This window comes from Mycobacterium sp. NGS66 (genome assembly GCF_059812225.1).
This window is the reverse complement of the sequence record NZ_JCALCG010000001.1, coordinates 434,398-455,614: the sequence shown is the minus strand read 5'-3', so window position 1 is coordinate 455,614 and position 21,217 is coordinate 434,398. Positions and strand designations below refer to the sequence as shown.

Genomic DNA, 21,217 nt, shown 5'->3' with positions numbered 1-21,217 from the left:
GACTATTTTCGGGCGGGTGAGCGCATCGCGATACGCGCGGTTGTCCCGTTCGGAGCTGGCCGTCCTGGTGCCCGAACTGCTATTGATCGGGCAGCTGATCGACCGGTCCGGCATGGCGTGGTGCATTAAAGAGTTCGGCCACGAAGAGATGCTGCAGATCGCCATCGAGGAATGGGCGGGCGCCAGCCCGGTCTACACCAAGCGCATGCAACGCGCACTGAACTTCGAAGGCGACGACGTGCCCACCATCTTCAAGGGCATCCAGCTGGACATCGGGGCACCGCCGCAGTTCATGGATTTTCGTTACACCGTGCACGACCGCTGGCACGGCGAATTCCACCTCGACCACTGTGGTGCGTTGCTCGACGTGGAACCGATGGGCGACAAGTACGTCCACGGCATGTGCCACACCATCGAGGACCCGACGTTCGACGCCACGGCAGCGGCCGTCAACCCGCACGCGCGGATGCGGCCCATTCACCGGCCGCCGCGAACCCCGGCAGATCGGCATCCGCACTGCGCATGGACCGTCGTCATCGACGAGTCCTACCCGGCGGCGAAGACCATTCCGGCGGTGGATATCGTGCGCAAAACCCGTGCCGCAGCATGGGAACTCGATCCCGTCGACCGGTCGCAGGAGGGGCAGGCGGATTACTCGGGGCCGCTGATGTCCGATTTCGACTTCGGCGCCTACTCCCACTCGGCGCTGGTGCGGGTCGCCGACGAAGTGTGCCTACAGATGCACCTGCTCAACTTGTCGTACGCGATCGCCGTGCGCAAACGCGCCCGCGACGACGCAATGGCGACCTCGATCAACACCCAGCAGCTGATCGGGCTGGCCGGCGTCGCCGCCGAGCGCATTCATCGCGCGCTCGATTTGCCCACCGGAAAAGACGGCGTGCTCAGGGTTTTGGAGCTACACCCGCTGCTGAACCCGGCGGGTTACGTAGTGGCAGAAGTGGATACGAACCGCCTGGTGGTGCATCGCTCGCCGGCTCACGAGGACGGCGCCTGGATTTCGCTGTGCACACCGCAATCCGTGAAACCGTTGCAGGCGATCGCGACTGCGGTGGACCCGCATGTCTGTGTTCAGGTCAGCGGAACGAACACGGACTGGGTTGCTGAGCTTATCGAATCAGAAACCGCGGCAACCGAATTACCGGAGGTCATGGTGGCCAAGGTAAGTCGCGGCTCGACGTTCCAGTTCGAGCCGAGGCGTTCGCTGCCACTTACCGTGGTATGACCGCAGTCCTGCTGTCAAGGGGTCGCCGATACCGCTTCGGTGACGACACGGCATCGACCGCGTACCAATAAGCTTGCCGGGCAACCGCATCGGGGCCGCCCGCGGATAAGGTTGACGCTGGCCAGAGACCCCTATCGACGAAAGTTTTCGCTTTATGTACGACCCCCTGGGGTTGTCGATCGGAACCACCAACCTCGTCGCAGCACGCAGCGCTAGTCCGCCGGTCACGCGTCGGGCTGTGCTGACGCTCTATCCACACTGTGCGCCGAAAGTTGGTGTGCCCCAAAGCAACCCGGAGAACCCGAGCCTTTCCGAGCCCGGCGTGGTGGTGAGCGGATTTGTCGAGCGTATCGGCGGCTCGGTGGCGCTGGTTTCCAGTGACGGGTCCGCGCATGACCCGGGCCTGCTGATGGTCGAGGCCCTGGATGCGATGGTGAACGCCGCCGGTGCGGATGCCAGTTCGTCGGAGATCTCGATTGCGGTGCCCGCGTATTGGAAACCCGCGACGGCACAGGCCCTGCGGGACGGGCTGCGCACCCATGTGGGCTTCGTGCGTAGCGGTATGGCGCCGCGTCTGGTGTCGGACGCTGTCGCGGCGTTGACCGCTGTGGACTGCGAATTGGGATTGCCCGACGATGGCGTGGTCGGGCTGCTCGATTTCGGGGGCGCGGGAACGTCGGCCACGTTGATGAAACTCGGCGCGGACTTCGAGCCGGTCAGCCCCACAATCCGCTGCCGGGACTTCTCCGGCAACGAGGTCGACCAAGCATTGCTGCTGCATGTCTTCGAGGAGTTGGGCCACAACGGCGACACGGACGCGGACAGTACCGCGGCGGCCGGGCGGATCAGCCAGCTCGTCGAGGAATGTTGTGCGGCCAAGGAGCGGTTGTCCACCGACCAGACAACGCAATTGACCACGAACTTCCGCGGATACACCTGCAGCATCGAGATCACCCGCGACCAGCTGGAGGATCTCATCCAGGATCGGCTGACCAGTTTCATCTACGCATTCGACCATCTGCTGGTGCGTTGCAAGATGGGCTGGCCGGAGCTGGCAGCGTTGGTCGCCGTCGGCGGCAGCGCCAGCATTCCCCTTGTCACACACCGCCTTTCGAGACACGCCCGGATACCGGTGCTGGCCCCGTCGCAGCCGGAACTGGCGGCCGCAACCGGCGCGTTGCTGCTCGCCTCCGGTCGCGGTCAGCTGGATTCGCGGGCCCGCACCTCGGTCGGCCTGGCGACCGCCGCCGCCGGTACCAGTGTCATCGAACTGCCGCCCGGTGATGTGATGGTGATCGACGAGGATGCCATGACCGACCGGGAGTTGGCGTGGTCGCAGACCGAGTTTCCCGGTGAGATACCGTCCCGCCTGCCCGTCGACTCCTACGACGAAGACGGTCCCTCGCCCTGGTCGATGCGCCTGAACATCGTCGAGCCTCCCAAAGCGCGGCGGCGGCGGTTTCGGCTGTCGCAATTGGTCATCGGGCTGTCTTCGGCAGTGGCGATGACCGCGATCGGCGGGGTGGCGTACACGTTGACCGGCGTCGAAAACCGCGAGGCGCCCACGGTGCCCAATATCGCCCCGCCGCCGGCGCCGCCGGTCAGCTCGATGGCCCCCAGTCCCATTCCCCCGCCGCCCTCGGCTCCGCCGCCGCCCAGCGCCCAACCGTTGCCCAGCACCGTGCCGCCACCCCCGCCGCCATCCCCGCCGCCGTCGCCGCCGCCACCCCCGCCGGTGGTGACGCCCACTGCGCCGTCGCAGGTGCTCACCACCGCACCACATACCACGACGGTGCGGCCAAGCCCTACGCCGACGACAGTGTCCACGACTCCACCGACCACAACCACCACCACCACCGAGCCGACCACCACTCCGCCGCCGACGACCACGACGACCACGACCACCGTGCCGATGACGACCGAGTGGTTGCGGATCCCCCTGGTGCCGGTACCGATCCCGGTCCCCGTTCCGCAGAGCCAGGTGCCGCCCGCGCAGAATCCGGCGCCGCAGTACCCGCAGTACCCGCAGTACCCGCAGAACCCCTATGGAGGCCCGGGATCGTATTAAAGCGTGTCGAACTAGTGTGGGTGGGTGTTCGTCACTGCCCTTCTCGGGCGTCGTCGGTTCAGGCCGCTGGTGTGGTGTGAACGTCAGTTCCCGCGTCATTCGGGCTGGTTTCACCGGCACACGTAGGGTGCCGGTCAGCGCCGTCCCGTCGGCGGGCATTGGTGGCCCGGCCTCTTGCTTGGGGGTCCGGGGGTCGTGAGTGGTCGTGATGGGTTTGGCCCCAGCGGGCCAGGTTCGTCGCCGCGTTGGCGTCACGATCCAAGCGATGGCCATTGGCGCAAACGAACACCCGATCGGCCAGGCTCAGATCGGCGCGGCGATCACCGCAGATCGAGCAGAGCTGGCTGGAGGGGTACCACCGGTCGGCGACCGTGACTTGGCCGCCGCGCCATGCCTGCTTGTAGTGCAGCTGGCGGGCGAACTCGGCCCAGCCGGCATCCGATATAGCGCGGGCCACCCGGTGGTTGGCCAGCATCCCGGCGACATGCAGGTCCTCGATGACAAGCCGATCGTGAGTCTTGACCAGCGCGTTGGAGACCTGATGGCAGAAATTCCGGCGCACAGCGGCGACGCGATGGTGATGACGCCCCAGCTTGGCGGCGGCATCACGACGGTTGCGTGATCCTTTCTCCTTGCGGGACAACGATTTCGCCAACCGACGCTGAGTGGTCATGCCGGCAGCGAGTGCTTTGGGCGCGTTGATGATCCGGGCGACCTCGGTGCCGTCGGTGGTGGCGCAGACCAAGAATGCCGACAGGCCCCGGTCTATGCCCACCCAGTCGGCATCCTCATTCGGGTCGTGCTGGTGATTGGGGTGCAGATCGGCGGCTTCAACGTTGAGTGACACCCACCAGCGTCCGCCCCGATGGGTAATGGTGGCGAACAGGATTTTCGCGCGACTCTTGGCGAGCATGCGCCGCAACCGGCGGGTATCGTCGTGCACCGCGATCACGCCGATCCCGGGTAGCGTGACTGAGCGGGGGCGATCGCCGTCACCGATGCGGATCGCCGGTTTGCCACCCCTGGGGTGCTTGTTACGTAACCGGAACGACGGCACCACACCGGATTTCTTCTTGAACTTGGGAAAGCCGACTCGTTTGCCTTGGCGTTTGCCGGATCGCGACTCCGACCACGCTGCGAGTCCTTTACCGCAATCCACGGCGGCTTCCTCGAACACCTGCTGACACACCTCGGTGCGCCACGCTAAGCCGGTCACGACTGGCTCGGCCGTGCCGCGGATATCGACGGTGAACACCCGCCCGGCGTTCTCGGTTTTCTTCCACGTGTTGAACGTGTTGATCAGGTCAAAGCCCGTCCACGGAACCTGGATGGCCGGATCGGCGTGGCGGGCACTCAGGGCGGTTTTGACGATGCGCAGACACTGATTGAACGCGAAGCGGGACGCACCCGCGTGCCGCGCCAGCACATCGTACTGCTCAACGGTCGGGTCGAGGCAGAACTTGAACGTAGTGTGCCGGCTCATCGTCGATGATGGTGCCACGACCCACCGACAACGCACTGACATGCGATAACGTGTCGGGCCGCTCGATCATGATCATCGGTCATGTGACCTCAAGCGGCGGCGCTACGACTCCTACCGTCCCAGACTGCATGGGCGCGCACCGCACGAATCATCATCCCCGAGCATCCGCAGATGGGCGGACCTGCCCACCGCAGTGATCGTCAGCCAAGTTGCCCTGCTACCCACCCGACTCGACCGCAGCCAATTGTTCGGCTCGTATTAGCGGCGCATTAACTCCAGGAATTAATCGAGCCGCACCGACCGCAGGCGAGTACCGTTGAGGTATCCAATGCGGTGGGGCTATGGGTGCTGAGCCAATTCGCCCGGCCTTAGGTTGCGGACCACGCTTGGGGCCATTGACCCGTCGCGAGGGTAGCTTGCCGGAAGAGCTACACAAGGGTCTTTGGAGGAGTCGTGGACGTCGTACTTGGTGTATCGATGGAACCTACGACGGTCCGATTGGTACTGATTGAGGGCGACAACGCCGACGGTGTCACCGTCGAAGAGGACAATTTCGAGGTCGACACCGCGGCGGATTCGGCTTTGCCCGGTGCGGTGGTCGAGCAGGTGATCGAGTCGATCGTCGGCACCCGAGAGGGCGCGCTGCAGGGCGGCTGTCAGTTGACCTCGACCGGGGTGACCTGGACGGATCCGGCCGGGGTGACCATGCTGCGGGACAAGCTCGCCGCCCTAGACATCAGGGGAGTGATGCTGGTCTCGCCGTTGCTGGCTGCGGCCGCGCTGGCGCAGACGGTCGGCGCGTCACTCGGTTACGAGCGCCTCGCGATGCTGTTCGTGGAGCCCATGAACGTGACATTGGCCGTAGTCGACATCGCCGACGGGTCGATCGTCGACCTGCACCGTCAGTCATTGGACGACGGCGATCAAAGCGACACCCGACCGAGCGTTGCCACTCAACTGGCGACGCTCATCACAGGTCTGGACGGCCGGGGGTCACGCGCCGACGGTGTATTCCTAATCGGCTGCGGGACCGACATCACCGCGCTGAAGCCGACTCTCGAGGCAGCGCTTCCGCTCGACGTAAGCGCGCCGGAAGAGCCGCACCTGGCGCTGGCCCGCGGGGCTGCGCTGGCGTCGGCGAATGCGCCGTTGTTCGCGTCGTCGACGGCTGCCTTGGCCTACGCGCTCGACCCGGGAACCGGCGAGATGAGCCCCCGCACGCTCACCCCGACCTACCTCGACGTCACCGCGCACGCCGACCTGGGCGACGGTGTGCTTGCCTACAGCGCTTTGGACGACGAAGCAGACGACGAGCGCATGCTGGGGCGCAGGCCATTGGCGCTGGCCGGAGCCACGCTGGCCGGCAGCCTCGCTATCGCGGGTGCGGTACTGGGCCTGACACTGACGTCGGACCGGCCGGCCCCAGCTCCGCAGCACGGTCCCGGCGGAGCCGTCGCCACTCCCGTCATTCCGCCGGCCCAACCGCCGCCCCCGCAGGCACCGGCCCCCAGCTCTGCGCCCGAAGCACCCCCGCCGGCGGTCGCTGCGCCGACCGCGCCGCCCGTGGTGGAGCAACCCGCGCCATCCACGGCCAGCGTGGCGCCGCTGCCACCGGCTACCGCGGCCGCACCTGTCCATCGTGCGCCGGCGACGCGTGCGCCGGCGCCGGCGCCGAGAGAGCAGGCAGCACCGGCACCCGCCGCGCCGGCCCCGCCACCCGCCGCGCCGCCTCCGCCGGCTCCCGCGCCCGCAGCTCCTGCGCTGCCGGCCCAGCCGCCGATGACGATGTACCTGCACCTGCCGTTCGTGTCGATCCCGATTCCGATCAACCCGCCACCGCCACCAGCTCCGCCGCCCGGGCCCTAGGCGCTGACCGGCCCACATGGCGGATCGCGTCGGGTGAGCGCACACTGGTCGTATTGCGTTTCTGCTCGTTATGAGCCGGCTACCAGCCAAGGAGGTCGCGTGGGCGACTACGGTGCATTCGGTTTTGATCCCGAAGATTTAGATCGGGTGATCAGGGAAGGCAGCGAGGGGCTGCGCGAGGCGTTCGAGCGGATCGGGCGATTCTTGAGCGCTCCCGCGGGCGCGCGAGGCGGCTGGTCGGCGGTCTTCGAAGACCTGTCCCGGCCGCGGCGGTCGGCGCCGGAAACCGCCGGTGAGGCCGGCGACGGAGTGTGGGCCATCTATACCGTCGACGACGACGGCGGCGCCCGTGTCGAGCAGGTCTACGCCACCGAACTGGACGCGCTGCGGGCCAACAAGAACAACGTCGACCCCAAGCGCAAGGTGCGGTTCCTGCCGTACGGCATCGCGGTCAGCGTCCTCGACGACTCCGAAGAGCCCGCGTAGCAGCTGCGGGTCAGCCCTGCTGGACGACGTTCGACTGGCCGGATTTCTTGATCTTCGGCGAGCCGGTGTGATACGTCACCTGGTTTTCCATCCCGGACGCCTCGATGGTGTCGGCGGCGTCGACGGTGATCGAGTTCTTCACACCGGACACGCTCACGCGGGTGCAGTGGCCGGTGATCACCACCGTGTTGGAAACTCCGCTGACGCTGACGGTGTTGTCGATGCAGGCGATGGTCCTGTTCTCGCCGACACCGGAGACGGAGATGGTGGCGCCCGCGGGTGGGGCAGAGGACGGCGGCGTCATCGATGGCACGGTAGGAACCCGGATGCTCGGCATGACCCGCGGTGACGTGCTCTCCCCAGTGCTCGGTGTGGGAGACCCGACCACCACGTCGGCGTCGGAAGATCGGTGCAGCGCGAATGCGGCGATCCCGCCGACCAGGATCAGCACGCCGACCACGAACATGGCCGCCACGATCCACAACACGCGGTTGTTCGAGGACGGGGAGGCCGGCGGCGGGTACATCCCGCCGTACCCGTAGGTAGGCGGCGGCGTATCGGCATAGCCGGGCGGTTGGGTTCCGCCCAGTTCCGACGCGCGTGCGGTATCGACCAGCGGTTGCTCCAGCTGCCGGATCCGGGCTTCCGGGTCGTCGTCCGGGTTCATCCACAGATGCTCGCACAGTTTCGTCGCTTGGGTAGTTTCGGGGAGTGCCCGGATTGCCGAACCGTCAGATCCTGCTGCGTCGCCGCCCCACCGGGCTGGTCGAGCCGGGTGACACCGAGCTGGTCACCTCGCCGGCGCCTGAACCCGGCGACGGTGAGGCGCTGCTTCGCACCACCTATGTGGGCATCGACGCCGCCGCCCGCACCTGGCTGGACGACCAGCCCGGTTACCTGCCGCCGGTGCAGCTGGGCGAGGTGATCCGGGCCGCCGGGATCGGCGAGGTCGTCGAATCCCGTTGTGCCGCATACTCTGTCGGCGACGTGGTCACTACGCTGACCGGTTTCCAGGAGTACGTGATCATCCGCGACGACGTGTTCAGCACGCCCATCCCCGGCGAGGACGACCAGCTGGCCATCATGTCGGTGTACGGGCCGACGGGCGCCACCGCCTACTTCGGGATGACCGACATCGGAAAGCCGCGAGCCGGCGAGACCGTAGTGGTGTCGGCAGCGGCGGGCGCCACCGGATCGGTGGCCGGGCAGATCGCCAAGATCGCCGGAGCGCGTGTGGTGGGCATCGCGGGCGGGCCGGAGAAGTGCCGGGCGGTGGTGGAGGACTTCGGCTTCGACGCCTGCATCGACTACAAGAACGACGACTTGCCGGCCGCGCTCAAACGGCACTGCCCGCAGCGGGTGGACGTCTACTTCGACAACGTCGGCGGGCCCATCCTCGATGCGGTGCTGGGCCGGCTGAATTTCAATGCGCGAGTAGTGCTTTGCGGCGTCATCTCCAGCTACCTGACCGGAGAGCATCCCGGACCGGCCAACTACGTCAACCTGTTGGCCAAGACGGCCCTGATGCAGGGCTTCAACGCACTGCACCAGTGGGGCCGTTTCGAGGAGGCGTTCGCCAACCTCCGTCAGTGGGAGGCCGAAGGCCGGCTGCGGCATCGGCAGACCATTTTCGAGGGCATCGAATCCTGTGTCGACGCCCTCAACGGGCTGTTCACCGGTGCCAACATCGGCAAGACGTTGGTCAAGCTCAGCGAACCCGCGACCGGCTAGCCGTCACCCGCTGGATGCGATCGCGATGGACTTGGTGTCCAGGTAGCTCTCCAGCCCTTCGGGGCCCAGCTCACGGCCGTAGCCGCTGGCCTTGACCCCGCCGAACGGTGCGAACGGGTCCATGGTGTAACCCTGGTTGATCCCGAGGGTGCCGGTACGCATGCGCGCCGCGAGTTCCAGCGCTCGGTCCGTGTCAGCGGTCCATACCGATCCGGCCAAGCCGTAATCGGAGTCGTTAGCAATGGCGACGGCATCGGCTTCGTCGCGATAAGGGATGACCGTGATTACCGGACCGAAAATTTCTTCACGCGCAATGCGCATGCTGTTGTCGGCGTCCGCAAAAAGAGTGGGCTTCACATAGCATCCGCGGTCGATGCCGTCCGGCATGTCGGTGCCCCCGACGACCATTCGGGCGCCTTCGCGCTCGCCGATTCGGATGTAGCCCAAGACGCGTTCTTGCTGGCGACGGGAGACCAGCGGGCCCAGCTGGGTGTCGGGGTCGTTGGGATCGCCCACCCGCAGCCCGGCCATTTCAGAGGCAAGCGCTTCAACGTATTCGTCGTGGCGTCGCAACGGCACCAGAAGACGCGTCAAGGCGTTGCAGATCTGGCCGCTGTTGGACAAGCTGGCCGATCGCACCCCGGCGGCGACCTGCTCGGGTACCGCGTCGTCGAGGATGATCGCGGCCGATTTGCCCCCGAGTTCAAGACTGACTTTGGTGAGATTGGCGGCGCAGGCCGTGGCCACGGCCCTGCCTGCAGAGGTCGAACCGGTAAACGACACTTTGTCCACACCGGGATGGCTGACCAGCAATTCCCCGACGGTGCTGCCGCCGGGCAGGACGCTGACCACACCCGGCGGCAGCGCGGCCTGCTCCAGCATTTCTGCCAAAAGCAGTGCATCCAAAGGGGATTCGGGAGCGGGTTTGAGGACCACGGAGCAGCCGGCGAGCAGCGCTGGCACCAGTTTGGCGATGATGAGGAACTGCGGCATGTTCCACGGCACGATCGCCGCGACCACCCCGACCGGCTCCTTGCGGATGTGTACCTCTGCGCCGAAGAAACCGGGTCGAGCTTCCTGCCATGGATGCCGCTGCGCCAGGTCGCAGAATGCGCGCATCATCATTGCCGGCAGGCCGACCTGGGCACGTCGGGCGAAGGTGATAGGGGCACCGATTTCGGCGGTGATGGTCTCGGCCATCTGTTGTCGTCGCTGGTCGTACACGTCGGCGAGCCGACGTACCACCGCGATGCGCTCCGACGGTTGGTAACGACCCCACGGTCCCGTATCCAGTGCAGCGCGTGCAGCATTGACGGCAGCGTCGACATCGGCAGGTCCAGCGGCCGCGACTTCGGCGATGGCCTGCCCGGTGTGGGGTGACACGACGTGAAAAGTCGTCCCCGATTGCAAGCGGTCCGTCACCCGAGCCTCCGATCCACGAATATCAACTACTTGTGATTCAGCCGTCGAGCATATACCGTCGGCATCGACCGACTCCTATCGATCACTGAAGCCGGTGCTGCTTGAGACCGGGACAGACAGGAGCGCCGATGGCTCGATTCCCCAAGCCGGCAGAGGGTAGCTGGACGCAGCACTACCCCGAACTGGGTACCGCGCCGGTGTCCTATGAGGATTCCATCAGCCCGGAGATTTACGCCCTGGAGCGCGAGGCGATTTTCAAGCGGGCCTGGCTGAATGTCGGTCGGGTGGAACAACTTCCACGTAAGGGCAGTTTCTTCACCAGGGAGCTCAAGGTCGTCAACACCTCGATTATCCTGGCGCGCACGGCATCCGGGGATGTGAAGGCATACCACAACGTCTGCCGCCACCGCGGGAACAAGTTGGTGTGGAACGACATGCCACTCGAGGAGACCACCGGGGTATGTCGCCAGTTCACCTGCAAGTACCACGGCTGGCGGTACGACCTGGACGGCAACCTGACCTTCGTGCAGCAGGAGGAGGAGTTTTTCGATCTCGACAAGAGCCGTTATGGCCTGGTGGCGGTGCACTGCGACGTGTGGGAGGGCTTTATTTTCGTCAACTTCGCGAAGCAGCCCGAACAGTCACTGAGGGAATTCCTCGGGCCAATGATCCTCGCGCTGGAAGGTTATCCGTTCGACAAGATGACCTCGCGGTGGGTTTACCGCTCGGAGGTGAAGGCGAACTGGAAGCTGTACATGGACGCGTTCGCGGAGTTTTATCATGCGTCGGTACTGCACGGGAACCAGTCGCCGACCGCGTATTCGAAGGCCGCCGCCGAGGCCGGTTTCGAGGCCCCACACTACCGCCTGGAAGGCCCGCACCGGTTGGTCAGCACGTCGGGGGTGCGGGCCTGGGAGCTGCCGGACGAGATGCGCAAACCGATCGACGACATCTGCCAGAGTGGGCTGTTCGGGCCCCGGGACATGCCGGATTTGGGGGAGATGCCGGTGGGGCTGAATCCCGCGAAATGCGATCCGTGGGGGCTGGATTCGTTCCAGCTGTTTCCCAACTTCGTCCTGCTCTTCTGGGGCCAGGGCTGGTATCTGACCTACCACTATTGGCCGACCTCGTACAACAGCCACATCTTCGAAGGCACAGCCTATTTCCCGCGGCCACGCACTCCCCGCGAACGCGTGGCGCAGGAACTGGCGGCGGCGACATTCAAGGAATACAGCCTGCAGGACGCCAATACGCTGGAGGCGACACAGAGCATGATCGAGTCGCGGGCGATCGCCGAGTTCCCGCTCAATGACCAGGAAATCCTGTTACGCCATCTGCACAAGGAGACCGCGGCGTGGATCGATGAGTACCGCCGGATGAGCGGTGCGGGGGTGTGACGACCATGACGACGACATCCCCGGTGCTGCCAACCGAGTTCGCCGACCTGGAGCCTTTCGCCGAGTGGTGCCTGCCCACCGAACCGCAGCGCTACGCCAAGAGGCTGGCGAGCTCGATGACCGAGATGAAGGCCTTTTACGACGCGATCACCGCGCGTGCCGAGGAGGCCCTCACCTACTGCGACAAGTTCCCCCTGGACGACTTGCCCGACGATGTCATGAACCTGATGCACCTGCTGTATTCGATGATCACGGTGTCGTTCCCGGTGGAATGCTGGAAGCAGCCCCGGGTTCCCGACTCCGGTGCCACCACACTGGAATGCGTCTCTGAGCCCGTGCCGTGACCAATGCTTTGACGGTCCTACGTGCGGCCCGATGGACCGACGTCGACGCCGGCCAGGTTCGCTCACCGGCGGTGGTGGTGGTCGAGGGCGACCGCATTGCCGACGTCAATCCTGTTGGACTACATCCTGATTCGGCCACCATCATCGACCTGGGAGACGTCACGCTGCTGCCTGGTCTGATGGATATGGAACTCAACCTGTTCATCGGCGGCCCCGGTGGCCCGGAGGGGCTGCCGGCGCCTATGCATGGCGTGCAGGACGACCCTGCGTATCGCACTCTGCGGGCCGCGGTAAATGCACGGACCACCCTGCACGCCGGCTTCACCACGGTGCGCAACCTCGGGCTCATGGTCAAAACGGGTGGCTATCTTCTCGACGTCGCCCTGCAGCGCGCCATCGACCAGGGCTGGCACGACGGGCCGCGTATCCATCCCGCCGGGCATGCCGTCACACCGTACGGTGGCCACTTGGACCCCACGGTATTTCAGCGGCTGGCTCCCGGGATCATGCCGCTCTCGGTGGCTGAGGGCATCGCCAACGGCGTGCCGGACGTGATCGCCTGTGTCCGCTACCAGATTCGCCATGGCGCCAAGCTGATCAAGGTGTCGGCGTCGGGCGGAGTTATGTCGCACAGCACTGCTCCCGGCTCGCAGCAGTACTCCGACGCGGAATTCTCGGCGATAGCCGACGAAGCGCACCGGGCCGGCGTGCGGGTGGCCGCTCATGCCGTGGGCGATACCGCGATACAGGCCTGTATCCGCGCCGGCATCGACTGCATCGAACACGGATTTTTGGCCAGTGACGAGACGATTCAGATGATGGTCGATCACGGCACGTTCCTGGTCTCGACCACCTACCTGACCGAAGCGATGGCCATCGACCGGATCGCGCCGGAACTGCGCAAGAAGGCCGAGGATGTCTTCCCGAAGGCAAAGTCCATGCTGCCCAAGGCAATCGCGGCGGGCGTGCGCATTGCGTGCGGAACCGACGCACCGGCCATCCCGCACGGCCAGAACGCCAAGGAGCTGATTGCGTTGGTGCAGCGTGGCATGACGCCCCTGCAGGCGATCCAAGCCGCCACTGTGGTAGCCGCCGATCTGATCGAGGCCGACGACGAGTTGGGGCGGATCGCCCCCGGGTTCCTTGCCGACGTCATAGCCGTACCGGGAGATCCGTCGCAGGACATCGCCACCACACTCGACGTCTCGTTCGTGATGAAAAACGGGCAGATCTATAAAAGCCCCTGCGCTACCGTCGAATGATGGCCGAGCCCGGCATGGAACTCACCGACCACATCCTGTGGCTGCTCAAGCAGGCCTTCTACTACTCGCTGACCACCATCAACGAGGCGATGAGTGTGCATGGCGTGAGCACCGCGCAGATCGGTGTGCTGCGCCAGCTCGCCAACGAACCCGGGCTGTCCGGAGCGGAACTCGCCCGGCGCCTGCTGATCAGCCCGCAGGGGGTGCAGGTCGCGCTTGCCTCGCTGGAACGACGCGGTCTGGTGGAACGGAAGAAGGATCCGCAGCACGGGCGCATCCTGCAGGCGTACCTCACCGAAGAAGGTCGCGGCGTCGCCGCGACCGTGGTCAGTAGCGCGTTGTCGGCTCACGAGCAGGTTTTCGGTGTGCTCAATGCGCAAGAGCAGGAGACGCTGCGCGAACTGCTGGGCCGGGTGGTTGAAAAGGGCACGGGCCATGAGCTTTTCAGCGATCACATGGAAGCGTGACGTCGGCCTGCGCCAATCCCATCGGGGCAAATATCTAGTACTTGAGATTAATGACAAGTAGTTGATACTCTTTCCGGGATGCCAGATTCCTGTGCTCTGCCGTACGCCGGTGCCGCACCGGCGGATGCCGGTGCGGTCGGCAATGCCGGCACCGAAGCGGTGACGATCGAGCTCGGCGGCCGGACCACGACGGTGTCGTACTCGGGCGGCGACACCTTGTTGCAGACCGCGCGCATGGCCGGCTTACCCGCTCCGTCTTCATGTGAAGTCGGCAACTGTGGAACATGCATGGCGCGTTTGACCGAAGGCTCTGCGCGGATGCTCAACAACGACGCCCTCGACGACGAGGAGGTCGCCGAAGGGTGGATCCTGACCTGCCAGGGTCTGCCGACCAGCCGGACCGTGCGGGTGGTCTACGAGTGAACAGGACCTCGAATGCCAACTAAGTCCAGGGTCGCCGTGGTGACGGGCGGTGCATCCGGCATCGGCGAGGCCACCTGCCGGGAACTGGGGCGGCGGGGCCTGCAGGTCGCAGTGCTCGACGTCAACGAGGAAGCGGCCCAACGTGTTACCGACGAGCTGCGGGCTGACGGGGGTTTGGCTCTTGCGATCGGTGCCGATGTCACCGACCGCATTGCCGTCGAGCAGGCATTCGCCAAAGTCCGCAGCGAATTGGGGCCGGTCTCGGTGCTGGTGACCAGCGCGGGACTGTTCGGCTACTCGGCGTTCACCGACATCACCATCGAGGCTTGGTCGCGCATCATCGACGTGAACCTGAACGGGACCTTCCACTGCTGTCAAGTTGCGTTGCCGGACATGCTGGCCGCGAAATGGGGCAGGATCGTGTTGATTTCGTCGTCGAGCGCACAACGCGGATCGCCCTTCGCGGCCCACTATGCGGCGTCCAAGGGTGCGGTGATCACGCTCGCCAAGTCGCTGGCCCGCGAGTACGCCGCGCAGGGAATCACGGTCAACACCATCCCGCCCTCAGGGATCGAGACACCTATGCAGCATCAGTCGCAGGCCGCCGGGTATCTGGGGTCCAATGAGCAGATCGCCGCCAATATTCCGGTGGGCTACTTGGGAACTGGCGCCGACATAGCCGCGGCGGTGGGTTTTCTCTGCTCGGACGAGGCCCGATTCATCACGGGTCAGGTCTTGGGTGTCAACGGCGGCGCGGTGCTATGACAGGGAGGTCACCATGACACGATCGGCAAGACCAACTGAAGGATCCCGGGGGTCCTGGACCGAGCACTATCCTGAGTTGGGCACCGGGCCAATCTCTTTCAAAGACTCCACCTCTCCGGAGTTCTTCGAACTCGAGCGCGAAGCGGTCTTCAAGCGCGCCTGGCTCAACGTGGCCCGCGTCGAGGAACTGCCGCGGACCGGCAGCTATGTGACCAAAGAAATCGAGGTGGCGCGGGTATCCGTAATCCTCGTCAGAGGGCGGGACGACGGCATCCGTGCGTTCTACAACGTGTGCCGACACCGGGGAAACAAGCTGGTGTGGAACGACTTTCCCGGCGAGGAAACTCGCGGCACCTGCCGGCAATTCACGTGCAAGTATCACGGCTGGCGCTATGGTCTGGACGGCGCGCTGAACTTCGTGCAGCAGCAGTCGGAGTTCTTCGACCTCGACATGGCTGACTACGGACTGCGTCCCGTGCAGTGCGAGGTCTGGAACGGTTTCATCTTCATCAACTTCGACGACGAGCCGCGCCAAAGCCTGCGTGAGTTCCTGGGCCCGATGATCACCGGCCTGGATGACTACCCGTTCGGCAAGTTGACCGAACGCTACGAATGGGTCGCGCACAACAACAGCAACTGGAAGATCTTCGCCGACGCCTTCCAGGAGTACTACCACGTGCCCTCGCTGCATCCGCAACAGGTGCCGCCGGAGGTGCGCGACCCGAATGCCGGATTCACCTGCGGGCATTTCCAACTCGACGGTCCGCACCGCCTGGTGTCGACGGCGGGACGGCGCCGGTGGCTGCTGCCGCCGGAGTACATGTATCCGATTGAGCGGGCCACCCGAAGCGGACTCGTCGGCCCGTGGCGCACGCCCGACATCGGCGAGCTTCCGGCCGGGCTCAACCCTGGCGGTATCGAGCCGTGGGGGATCAGCAATTTCCAGATCTTCCCCAACACCGAAATACTGATCTACGGCGGCTGGTACCTGCTCTACCGGTACTGGCCGACGTCGCACAACACGCACCGCTTCGAGGCCTATACCTATTTCCATCCAGCCCGCAACGTGCGGGAGCGCATCGAACACGAAGTTGCGGCGGTGGTGCTCAAAGAATTCGCGTTGCAGGACGCAGGAATGCTCGGGGGGACGCAGGCCGCGCTGGAGTACGGCGTCGTCGACGAGTTCCCGCTCAACGACCAGGAGATCCTGGTGCGCCACCTGCACAAGGTAGTCGTCGACTGGGTCAACGAATATCGGTCCGAACGGACGCCGGTAAGAGCATGACCATGTCAGATGCACGGCTGCCCAGCGCATTCGCCGAACTCGAGGCCTATGCCCAAACCTGGTGCTTGCCAACCGAAACCGAACGGTGGAACGCCAGGATGGCCAGCAGCATGCCGGAGATGCAAGAGTTCTACGACGCGTTCTTCCCGCGGCTGGAAGAAGCAATCGAATACTGCGACAAGTTCCCGCTCGACGGTTTGCCCGACGATGCGCTCAACCTGCTGCACCTGATCTATTCGTTGATCATGGTCGCGATGGCGGTGGAGGTCATGCATCAGCCCGCCCCGGTCAACGCAGCTGATGCGGTGATGATCCGCACCGTCGAACCAGTGCCCTGAGTCGCCTGAGAGGTCGGGTTATGAGTCTGCTCACCATCACCAAGCTCACCGAGTCGGTCGGCGCCGAAGTCTCCGGCCTCAACTTGGCCGCCGCCGGCGACGACGAATCGATCGGCGCCACTATCCTTGATGCGCTGGAAGCCAACGGAGTCTTGGTATTTCGCAACCTGCAGCTCGAGCCCGAGGCGCAGGTCGCCTTCTGCCGCCGCCTCGGCGAGGTCGATCACTCCTCCGACGGGCATCATCCGGTCGCCGGAATCTACCCGATCACCCTGGACCCGTCGAAGAATTCGTCGGCAGCGTACTTGAAGGCCACGTTCGACTGGCACATCGACGGATGCACGCCGCTGGGCGAGGAGTATCCGCAAAAGGCCACCATCCTGTCGGCAGTGCAGGTCGCCGACCGGGGCGGAGAAACCGAATTCGCCAATTCCTACGCCGCGTACGAGGCGCTGACCCCGGCAGAGAAGGAGCGGTTCGGCTCACTGCGGGTCGTGCATTCGCTGGAGGCCTCACAGCGACGTGTCACGGCCGATCCCACTCCAGAGCAGCTGGCGCGCTGGCGAGCCCGGCCCACCCATGAGCATCCGTTGGTGTGGACCCACCGCAGCGGCCGAAAGTCGCTGGTGCTGGGCGCCTCGGCCGACTACGTCGTCGGCATGGACGTCGAAGAGGGCCGCGCCCTACTATCCGAATTGCTCGAGCGAGCGACCACGCGTGACCGGGTCTACAGCCACGCCTGGTCGGTCGGCGACACGGTCATCTGGGACAACCGGGGGGTCTTGCATCGAGCGGCCCGCTACGACCCGGACTCGCAACGCGAGATGTTGCGGACCACCGTCCTGGGCGACGAACCAATTCAGTAGCTGACCAAGAAAGACGAAGATGGCTAAGTCCTTGTTATTTGTCGAAAGCAGGCCCGCCGCACCGGCATTGGTCGAGGAGTATCACCAATGGCACGAGCAGGTTCACATACCTGAGATGCTGAGCGTCCAGGGATTCGTCTCTGCCCGCCGCTGGCGCGCCGAAAACGGCGAATCATTCATCACCCTCTACGAAATCGACACGGACGTCGACGCCGCTCGCGCCAACCTGAACGCGGCGTTGCGCAGCGGGCAGATGTCCAGGCCAGTGGCCGTAGAGACCCAACCACCGCCGGTGATGCGTTACCTGAGCGCGATTCGATGACCCGATCACTAGCCGGCAAGGTTGCCATTGTCACCGGCGCTGCGTCCGGTCTCGGATACGGAATCGCGCGCAGGTTTCTCGACGCCGGCGCCGAGGTGGTGATCGCCGATGTCGACGACGAGGGTCGAGAGTTGGCTGCGGGATTCGGCGCCAGTGCGTGGTTTCAGCACACCGACGTCTCGTCCGCCCAGGACGTCAACGCTCTGGTGCAGGCGACGGTCGAACGCTTCGGTGGACTCGACGTGATGGTCAACAACGCGGGAATCTCCAGCACGATGTACCGCAGTTTCCTGGAGTACGATCTGGGCGACTTCTCAAAGGTGATGTCGGTCAACCTGTTAGGGGTGATGCTCGGCACCCGGGAAGCCGCGCGATACATGGCTGCCCACGATGGCGGCAGCATCATCAACGTGTCGTCGATCGGTGGGCTGCAACCCGGTCCCGGAGTCGCGACATATCGTGCCTCCAAGGCAGCGGTCATACACTTTTCGAAGAGCGTGGCCACCGAACTTGCGCCCCTTGGCGTCAGCGTGAACTGCCTTGCGCCGGGCGGAATTCCCACTCCCATCCTCGCGTCCTCGGTCCGCGGACTGAGCGCGGAGGCCGTCGAGAAGTTCGTGGCGAAGACACGTGCGAAAATGCGCGAAGACCGGCCGCTGCCCAGGGACGGAACCCCTGACGATGTCGCCGAGGCCGCGCTGTACTACGCGGCGTGCACGAGCATCACGGGCACCGTCCTTCCTATCGACGGCGGAACATCGGCCGCCGACTCGTGACTGACCCGCCGCCGGGTGCTGAGGAGCTCATGGCAGCGGGTGCCCGTCCGCCTCGCCTGCCGTAACGCGGTACGTCACGGGCTGATATCGTCCCTTGCTTGTGCCTGACATCGGTCGTCGACGCATGATGCTGGCGATTGCGGCTCGAAATGGTGGTCGACTGGGTTCGTGTCTTTTGATGCGCACCGGGCCTGCGCATGGTTTCATAACACCGTTTGCGGAGTTCCGAGTCGGAGGTCCCGGTCTAACGATTGGTGGTTTGTGAGATGGATCGTCGCAGCATGTTGTTGACGACGGGGCTCGGCATGCTGGCGGCTGCAGCGGCGATGCCTTTGCCCGAAGCGCTGGCGCAGCCGGCGTCGCCCCAAGCGCCTGCCGGCGCCGGTGGACCCTACATATTCGCCGACGAGTTCGACGGCCCGGCTGGTGCAGGCCCCGATCCGGGGAAGTGGACCGTGCAGACCTGGCAGGACGACGTGTTCCCGCCGGTCGACGGGATATATCGGGACGATCGCCGAAATGTGTTCCTGGACGGCAACTCCAACCTCGTGCTGCGCGCCACCAATGAGAATGGCCAGTACTACAGCGGCAAACTGCGCGGCAACTTTCGCAGCATGATCAACCAAACCTGGGAAGCGCGGATAAAGCTGGACTGCCTGTACCCGGGGCTGTGGGCCGCCTTCTGGGGCGTCAACGAGGATCCTCTGCCAGACGGCGAGGTCGATATCTTCGAGTGGTACGGCAACGGCTCCTGGCCCCCGGGTAGCACCGTCCACGCGGCATCCAACGGCAAGACCTGGGAGGGGAAATCGATTCCAGGTTTGGTGGATGGCGGTTGGCACACTTGGCGAATGCGGTGGGCTGAGGACGGATTCCAATTCTCCCGCGACGGAGCACCGTACTTCAGCGTCCCGCCGAAGCCCATCCACGTCTATGGCGGCCCTCCTGAGGACAAGCGGTGGCCGTTCAACAATCCCGGCTACTGGATGACCCCCATGTTCACCCTTGCCGTCGGTGGGGTCGGCGCCGGCGATCCGGCCGCGGGTACCTACCCGGCGTCCATGCTCGTGGACTACATCCGCATCTGGTGAGCATCAACGCTCGGCCTTGATCACCTGAACCAGGTTGAACTGCCAACGCTCGACGAGGCGGAAGCCCAGATCGCGCGGCACCGTGAAGGCCGGTGTGGCCCCGTAGCGTGGGCCCGGCGGAATCGCCTGCCCCTGCTGGTGAGCGGGCATCGACTCGTCGGCCTGGGTGATGATCCATACGACCCGACAATGGCCCAGCGGCTGCGCGACGACCTCCGGTATCAGGTTGGTGTCGAAGACGTCGTTGCGATCGGTTGCCCGTTGCCACAGGGTGAGGTCGATCAGTTTCCGGTAGGCATCCGGGCGCGCCGCCATCAGTGGTCGCATGGGGGCAGGCATGAACGTCACGGTGTCGTTCACCAGCAGGCAATCACCCGGTGCGGCCTTGGCGGTGGTCAGATCGGCCACCTGGCTGTAGTCCATCCCATATTTGGCATACGGGTTACGTTGCGCCCGAATATAATTCGGTGCAGCAGCGACGGCAAACAGGGCAACGAGCGCTGTGGCGGCCCACGGTTTGACCGCCACGGCGCCGACGCAGACGCCGAGGACCAGTGCCATTGCCGGCGCGGTGAAGCTCAGGTAGCGCGGTGTATAGATCGGGTGGACCAGCGCCGACCAAGCCACGATAGACAGGGTCGGTATCACCAGCCAACTCACCGCCAAAGTCAGGAGTTGTCGCTCTGGCTCGCCGAGCCTGCCGGATGTGCGGCGCCACAAGACAATAGCCGCCGCTATCACCAGTGCTGACAAAACCGCGAAGGGCGGGCTTCTCTCGAAGTACTGCTGAACCACCACGTCTTCGACCGTTCGGCGCCCGATCGGCGCTATCCACTTGATCTGCTGAACCTGCCCGACCACCTCGATGACGAACGGCGACACGGCGCAAACGGCCAGAAATGAGGCGACGCCGAACTGCCTGAGCACCTTTCGGTGGCGTCGGAAGACGCAGATGAAAATCACGTGGGCGGGCAACACCAGTACCAGATACATGTCAAGCAGAATCGACAGCACCAGGGCGATCCCGTAAATCAGCCACAGCCAACGGCTTTCGCGGCGCGCGGCGACCACCAGCAAGACGGTCAGCCACACCGCCGCCGCCATCGACATGGCGTAGGGACGCGCCTCGATACCCGCCCAGGTGGTCCGCGGCAAAATTCCGCATAGCGCTCCCGCGCTCAAAGCCACAGTGCGCGAAGCAAACTGCTTGCCCAGTACCACCGCCCCGGCCGCGGCGGCCCCAGCGGCCAGACCGCTCGGCGCGCGCGACCAGAATTCGGTCGGCGGGAAGATTTGGAACCAGCCGTGCATGAGCAGGTAGTACAGCCCGTGCACGGCGTCGACGTTGCCGACCATCCGCCACAGCTGACCCAGCGAACGACTGTATGCGGCGGAGATGGTGGCGGCTTCGTCGTACCAGAACGACGGACGACCGGCTCCGCCCAAGCTCACCGCCGCGGCAAGCACGCCGACGATCAGCGGGTCCAGCAGACGCCGAGGAGAGCATTGCGACCGCCACCTCGTACCCGGCGCCGATTGCACGTCGACCATTCTGCACAGCGAGCGCGTTCGAACGTATGAT

Annotated in this window: 20 protein-coding genes and 1 pseudogene; 17 read left to right on the top strand and 4 right to left on the bottom strand. The window is 65.1% G+C overall.

Features of this window, described 5'->3' with window-relative positions; translation table 11 throughout:
* Positions 1-16 precede the first annotated feature (16 nt).
* Both AC5Y2L_RS02305 and AC5Y2L_RS02300 read left to right on the top strand, forming a co-directional pair.
* Entirely contained in the window at positions 17-1,243 is a 1,227-nt protein-coding gene (locus AC5Y2L_RS02305) for a hypothetical protein (protein ID WP_499934555.1), read from the top strand.
* 154 nt (positions 1,244-1,397) lie between these two features.
* Positions 1,398-3,311: an Hsp70 family protein gene (locus AC5Y2L_RS02300; RefSeq protein WP_499934557.1), complete on the top strand. Its 1,914-nt coding sequence runs from the start codon at positions 1,398-1,400 to the stop codon at positions 3,309-3,311.
* Positions 3,312-3,369: 58 nt separating this feature from the next.
* Here AC5Y2L_RS02300 and AC5Y2L_RS02295 read toward each other — a convergent pair whose 3' ends face one another.
* Positions 3,370-4,794 carry an RNA-guided endonuclease InsQ/TnpB family protein gene (locus AC5Y2L_RS02295; protein WP_499934558.1) on the bottom strand — a complete coding sequence of 475 codons (1,425 nt, stop codon included), beginning with the start codon at positions 4,792-4,794 and terminating at the stop codon, positions 3,370-3,372.
* A gap of 453 nt (positions 4,795-5,247) precedes the next feature.
* Here AC5Y2L_RS02295 and AC5Y2L_RS02290 point away from each other — a divergent pair, with 453 nt between their 5' ends.
* Together AC5Y2L_RS02290 and AC5Y2L_RS02285 are read left to right on the top strand one after the other, a co-directional pair.
* Positions 5,248-6,660: a DUF7159 family protein gene (locus AC5Y2L_RS02290; RefSeq protein ID WP_499934560.1), complete on the top strand. Its 1,413-nt coding sequence runs from the start codon at positions 5,248-5,250 to the stop codon at positions 6,658-6,660.
* Between the two features lie 99 nt (positions 6,661-6,759).
* On the top strand, positions 6,760-7,146 hold the full coding sequence (locus AC5Y2L_RS02285) for an Rv0313 family protein (RefSeq protein WP_499934561.1): 387 nt from the start codon (positions 6,760-6,762) through the stop codon (positions 7,144-7,146).
* A 10-nt stretch (positions 7,147-7,156) separates the two neighbouring features.
* Here the strand turns inward: AC5Y2L_RS02285 and AC5Y2L_RS02280 are convergent, their stop codons facing one another.
* Complete coding sequence (locus AC5Y2L_RS02280; RefSeq protein ID WP_499934562.1) at positions 7,157-7,813, bottom strand: DUF3060 domain-containing protein; 657 nt, start codon at positions 7,811-7,813, stop codon at positions 7,157-7,159.
* Positions 7,814-7,857: 44 nt separating this feature from the next.
* On the opposite strand from AC5Y2L_RS02280, the gene AC5Y2L_RS02275 reads away from it, so the two are divergent.
* Entirely contained in the window at positions 7,858-8,877 is a 1,020-nt protein-coding gene (locus AC5Y2L_RS02275) for an NADP-dependent oxidoreductase (RefSeq protein WP_499934564.1), read from the top strand.
* Positions 8,878-8,880: 3 nt separating this feature from the next.
* Here the strand turns inward: AC5Y2L_RS02275 and AC5Y2L_RS02270 are convergent, their stop codons facing one another.
* Positions 8,881-10,299 carry an aldehyde dehydrogenase gene (locus AC5Y2L_RS02270; RefSeq protein ID WP_499934565.1) on the bottom strand — a complete coding sequence of 473 codons (1,419 nt, stop codon included), beginning with the start codon at positions 10,297-10,299 and terminating at the stop codon, positions 8,881-8,883.
* A gap of 128 nt (positions 10,300-10,427) precedes the next feature.
* On the opposite strand from AC5Y2L_RS02270, the gene AC5Y2L_RS02265 reads away from it, so the two are divergent.
* From AC5Y2L_RS02265 to AC5Y2L_RS02210, 12 genes and pseudogenes are all read left to right on the top strand, one after another.
* Complete coding sequence (locus AC5Y2L_RS02265; RefSeq protein ID WP_499934566.1) at positions 10,428-11,696, top strand: aromatic ring-hydroxylating oxygenase subunit alpha; 1,269 nt, start codon at positions 10,428-10,430, stop codon at positions 11,694-11,696.
* A 5-nt stretch (positions 11,697-11,701) separates the two neighbouring features.
* The gene (locus tag AC5Y2L_RS02260) at positions 11,702-12,040 is read left to right on the top strand and encodes a hypothetical protein (protein ID WP_499934567.1); all 339 of its coding nucleotides are present in this window, start codon (positions 11,702-11,704) and stop codon (positions 12,038-12,040) included.
* Positions 12,037-13,302 carry a metal-dependent hydrolase family protein gene (locus AC5Y2L_RS02255; RefSeq protein WP_499934568.1) on the top strand — a complete coding sequence of 422 codons (1,266 nt, stop codon included), beginning with the start codon at positions 12,037-12,039 and terminating at the stop codon, positions 13,300-13,302. The genes AC5Y2L_RS02260 and AC5Y2L_RS02255 overlap by 4 nt, the downstream gene beginning before the upstream one ends.
* 14 nt (positions 13,303-13,316) lie before the next feature.
* Positions 13,317-13,769 (top strand): MarR family winged helix-turn-helix transcriptional regulator, encoded by a 453-nt coding sequence (locus AC5Y2L_RS02250; RefSeq protein ID WP_499934656.1) that lies wholly within the window; start codon positions 13,317-13,319, stop codon positions 13,767-13,769.
* Between the two features lie 120 nt (positions 13,770-13,889).
* A pseudogene (locus tag AC5Y2L_RS02245) lies at positions 13,890-14,192 on the top strand (2Fe-2S iron-sulfur cluster-binding protein); the annotation flags it as partial.
* Positions 14,193-14,204: 12 nt separating this feature from the next.
* Positions 14,205-14,957: an SDR family NAD(P)-dependent oxidoreductase gene (locus AC5Y2L_RS02240; RefSeq protein ID WP_499934570.1), complete on the top strand. Its 753-nt coding sequence runs from the start codon at positions 14,205-14,207 to the stop codon at positions 14,955-14,957.
* Positions 14,958-14,970: 13 nt separating this feature from the next.
* On the top strand, positions 14,971-16,242 hold the full coding sequence (locus AC5Y2L_RS02235) for an aromatic ring-hydroxylating oxygenase subunit alpha (protein ID WP_499934571.1): 1,272 nt from the start codon (positions 14,971-14,973) through the stop codon (positions 16,240-16,242).
* Complete coding sequence (locus tag AC5Y2L_RS02230) at positions 16,239-16,580, top strand: hypothetical protein (protein ID WP_499934572.1); 342 nt, start codon at positions 16,239-16,241, stop codon at positions 16,578-16,580. The genes AC5Y2L_RS02235 and AC5Y2L_RS02230 overlap by 4 nt, the downstream gene beginning before the upstream one ends.
* 20 nt (positions 16,581-16,600) lie before the next feature.
* Positions 16,601-17,446, top strand: a complete 846-nt coding sequence (locus AC5Y2L_RS02225; protein ID WP_499934574.1) for a TauD/TfdA dioxygenase family protein — start codon at positions 16,601-16,603, stop codon at positions 17,444-17,446.
* A gap of 19 nt (positions 17,447-17,465) precedes the next feature.
* On the top strand, positions 17,466-17,768 hold the full coding sequence (locus tag AC5Y2L_RS02220; RefSeq protein ID WP_499934575.1) for a hypothetical protein: 303 nt from the start codon (positions 17,466-17,468) through the stop codon (positions 17,766-17,768).
* Entirely contained in the window at positions 17,765-18,544 is a 780-nt protein-coding gene (locus AC5Y2L_RS02215) for an SDR family oxidoreductase (RefSeq protein ID WP_499934577.1), read from the top strand. The genes AC5Y2L_RS02220 and AC5Y2L_RS02215 overlap by 4 nt, the downstream gene beginning before the upstream one ends.
* 266 nt (positions 18,545-18,810) lie before the next feature.
* Entirely contained in the window at positions 18,811-19,635 is an 825-nt protein-coding gene (locus AC5Y2L_RS02210; protein WP_499934578.1) for a glycoside hydrolase family 16 protein, read from the top strand.
* Between the two features lie 3 nt (positions 19,636-19,638).
* Here AC5Y2L_RS02210 and AC5Y2L_RS02205 read toward each other — a convergent pair whose 3' ends face one another.
* Positions 19,639-21,186 carry a glycosyltransferase family 39 protein gene (locus tag AC5Y2L_RS02205; protein WP_499934580.1) on the bottom strand — a complete coding sequence of 516 codons (1,548 nt, stop codon included), beginning with the start codon at positions 21,184-21,186 and terminating at the stop codon, positions 19,639-19,641.
* Positions 21,187-21,217: the final 31 nt, after the last annotated feature.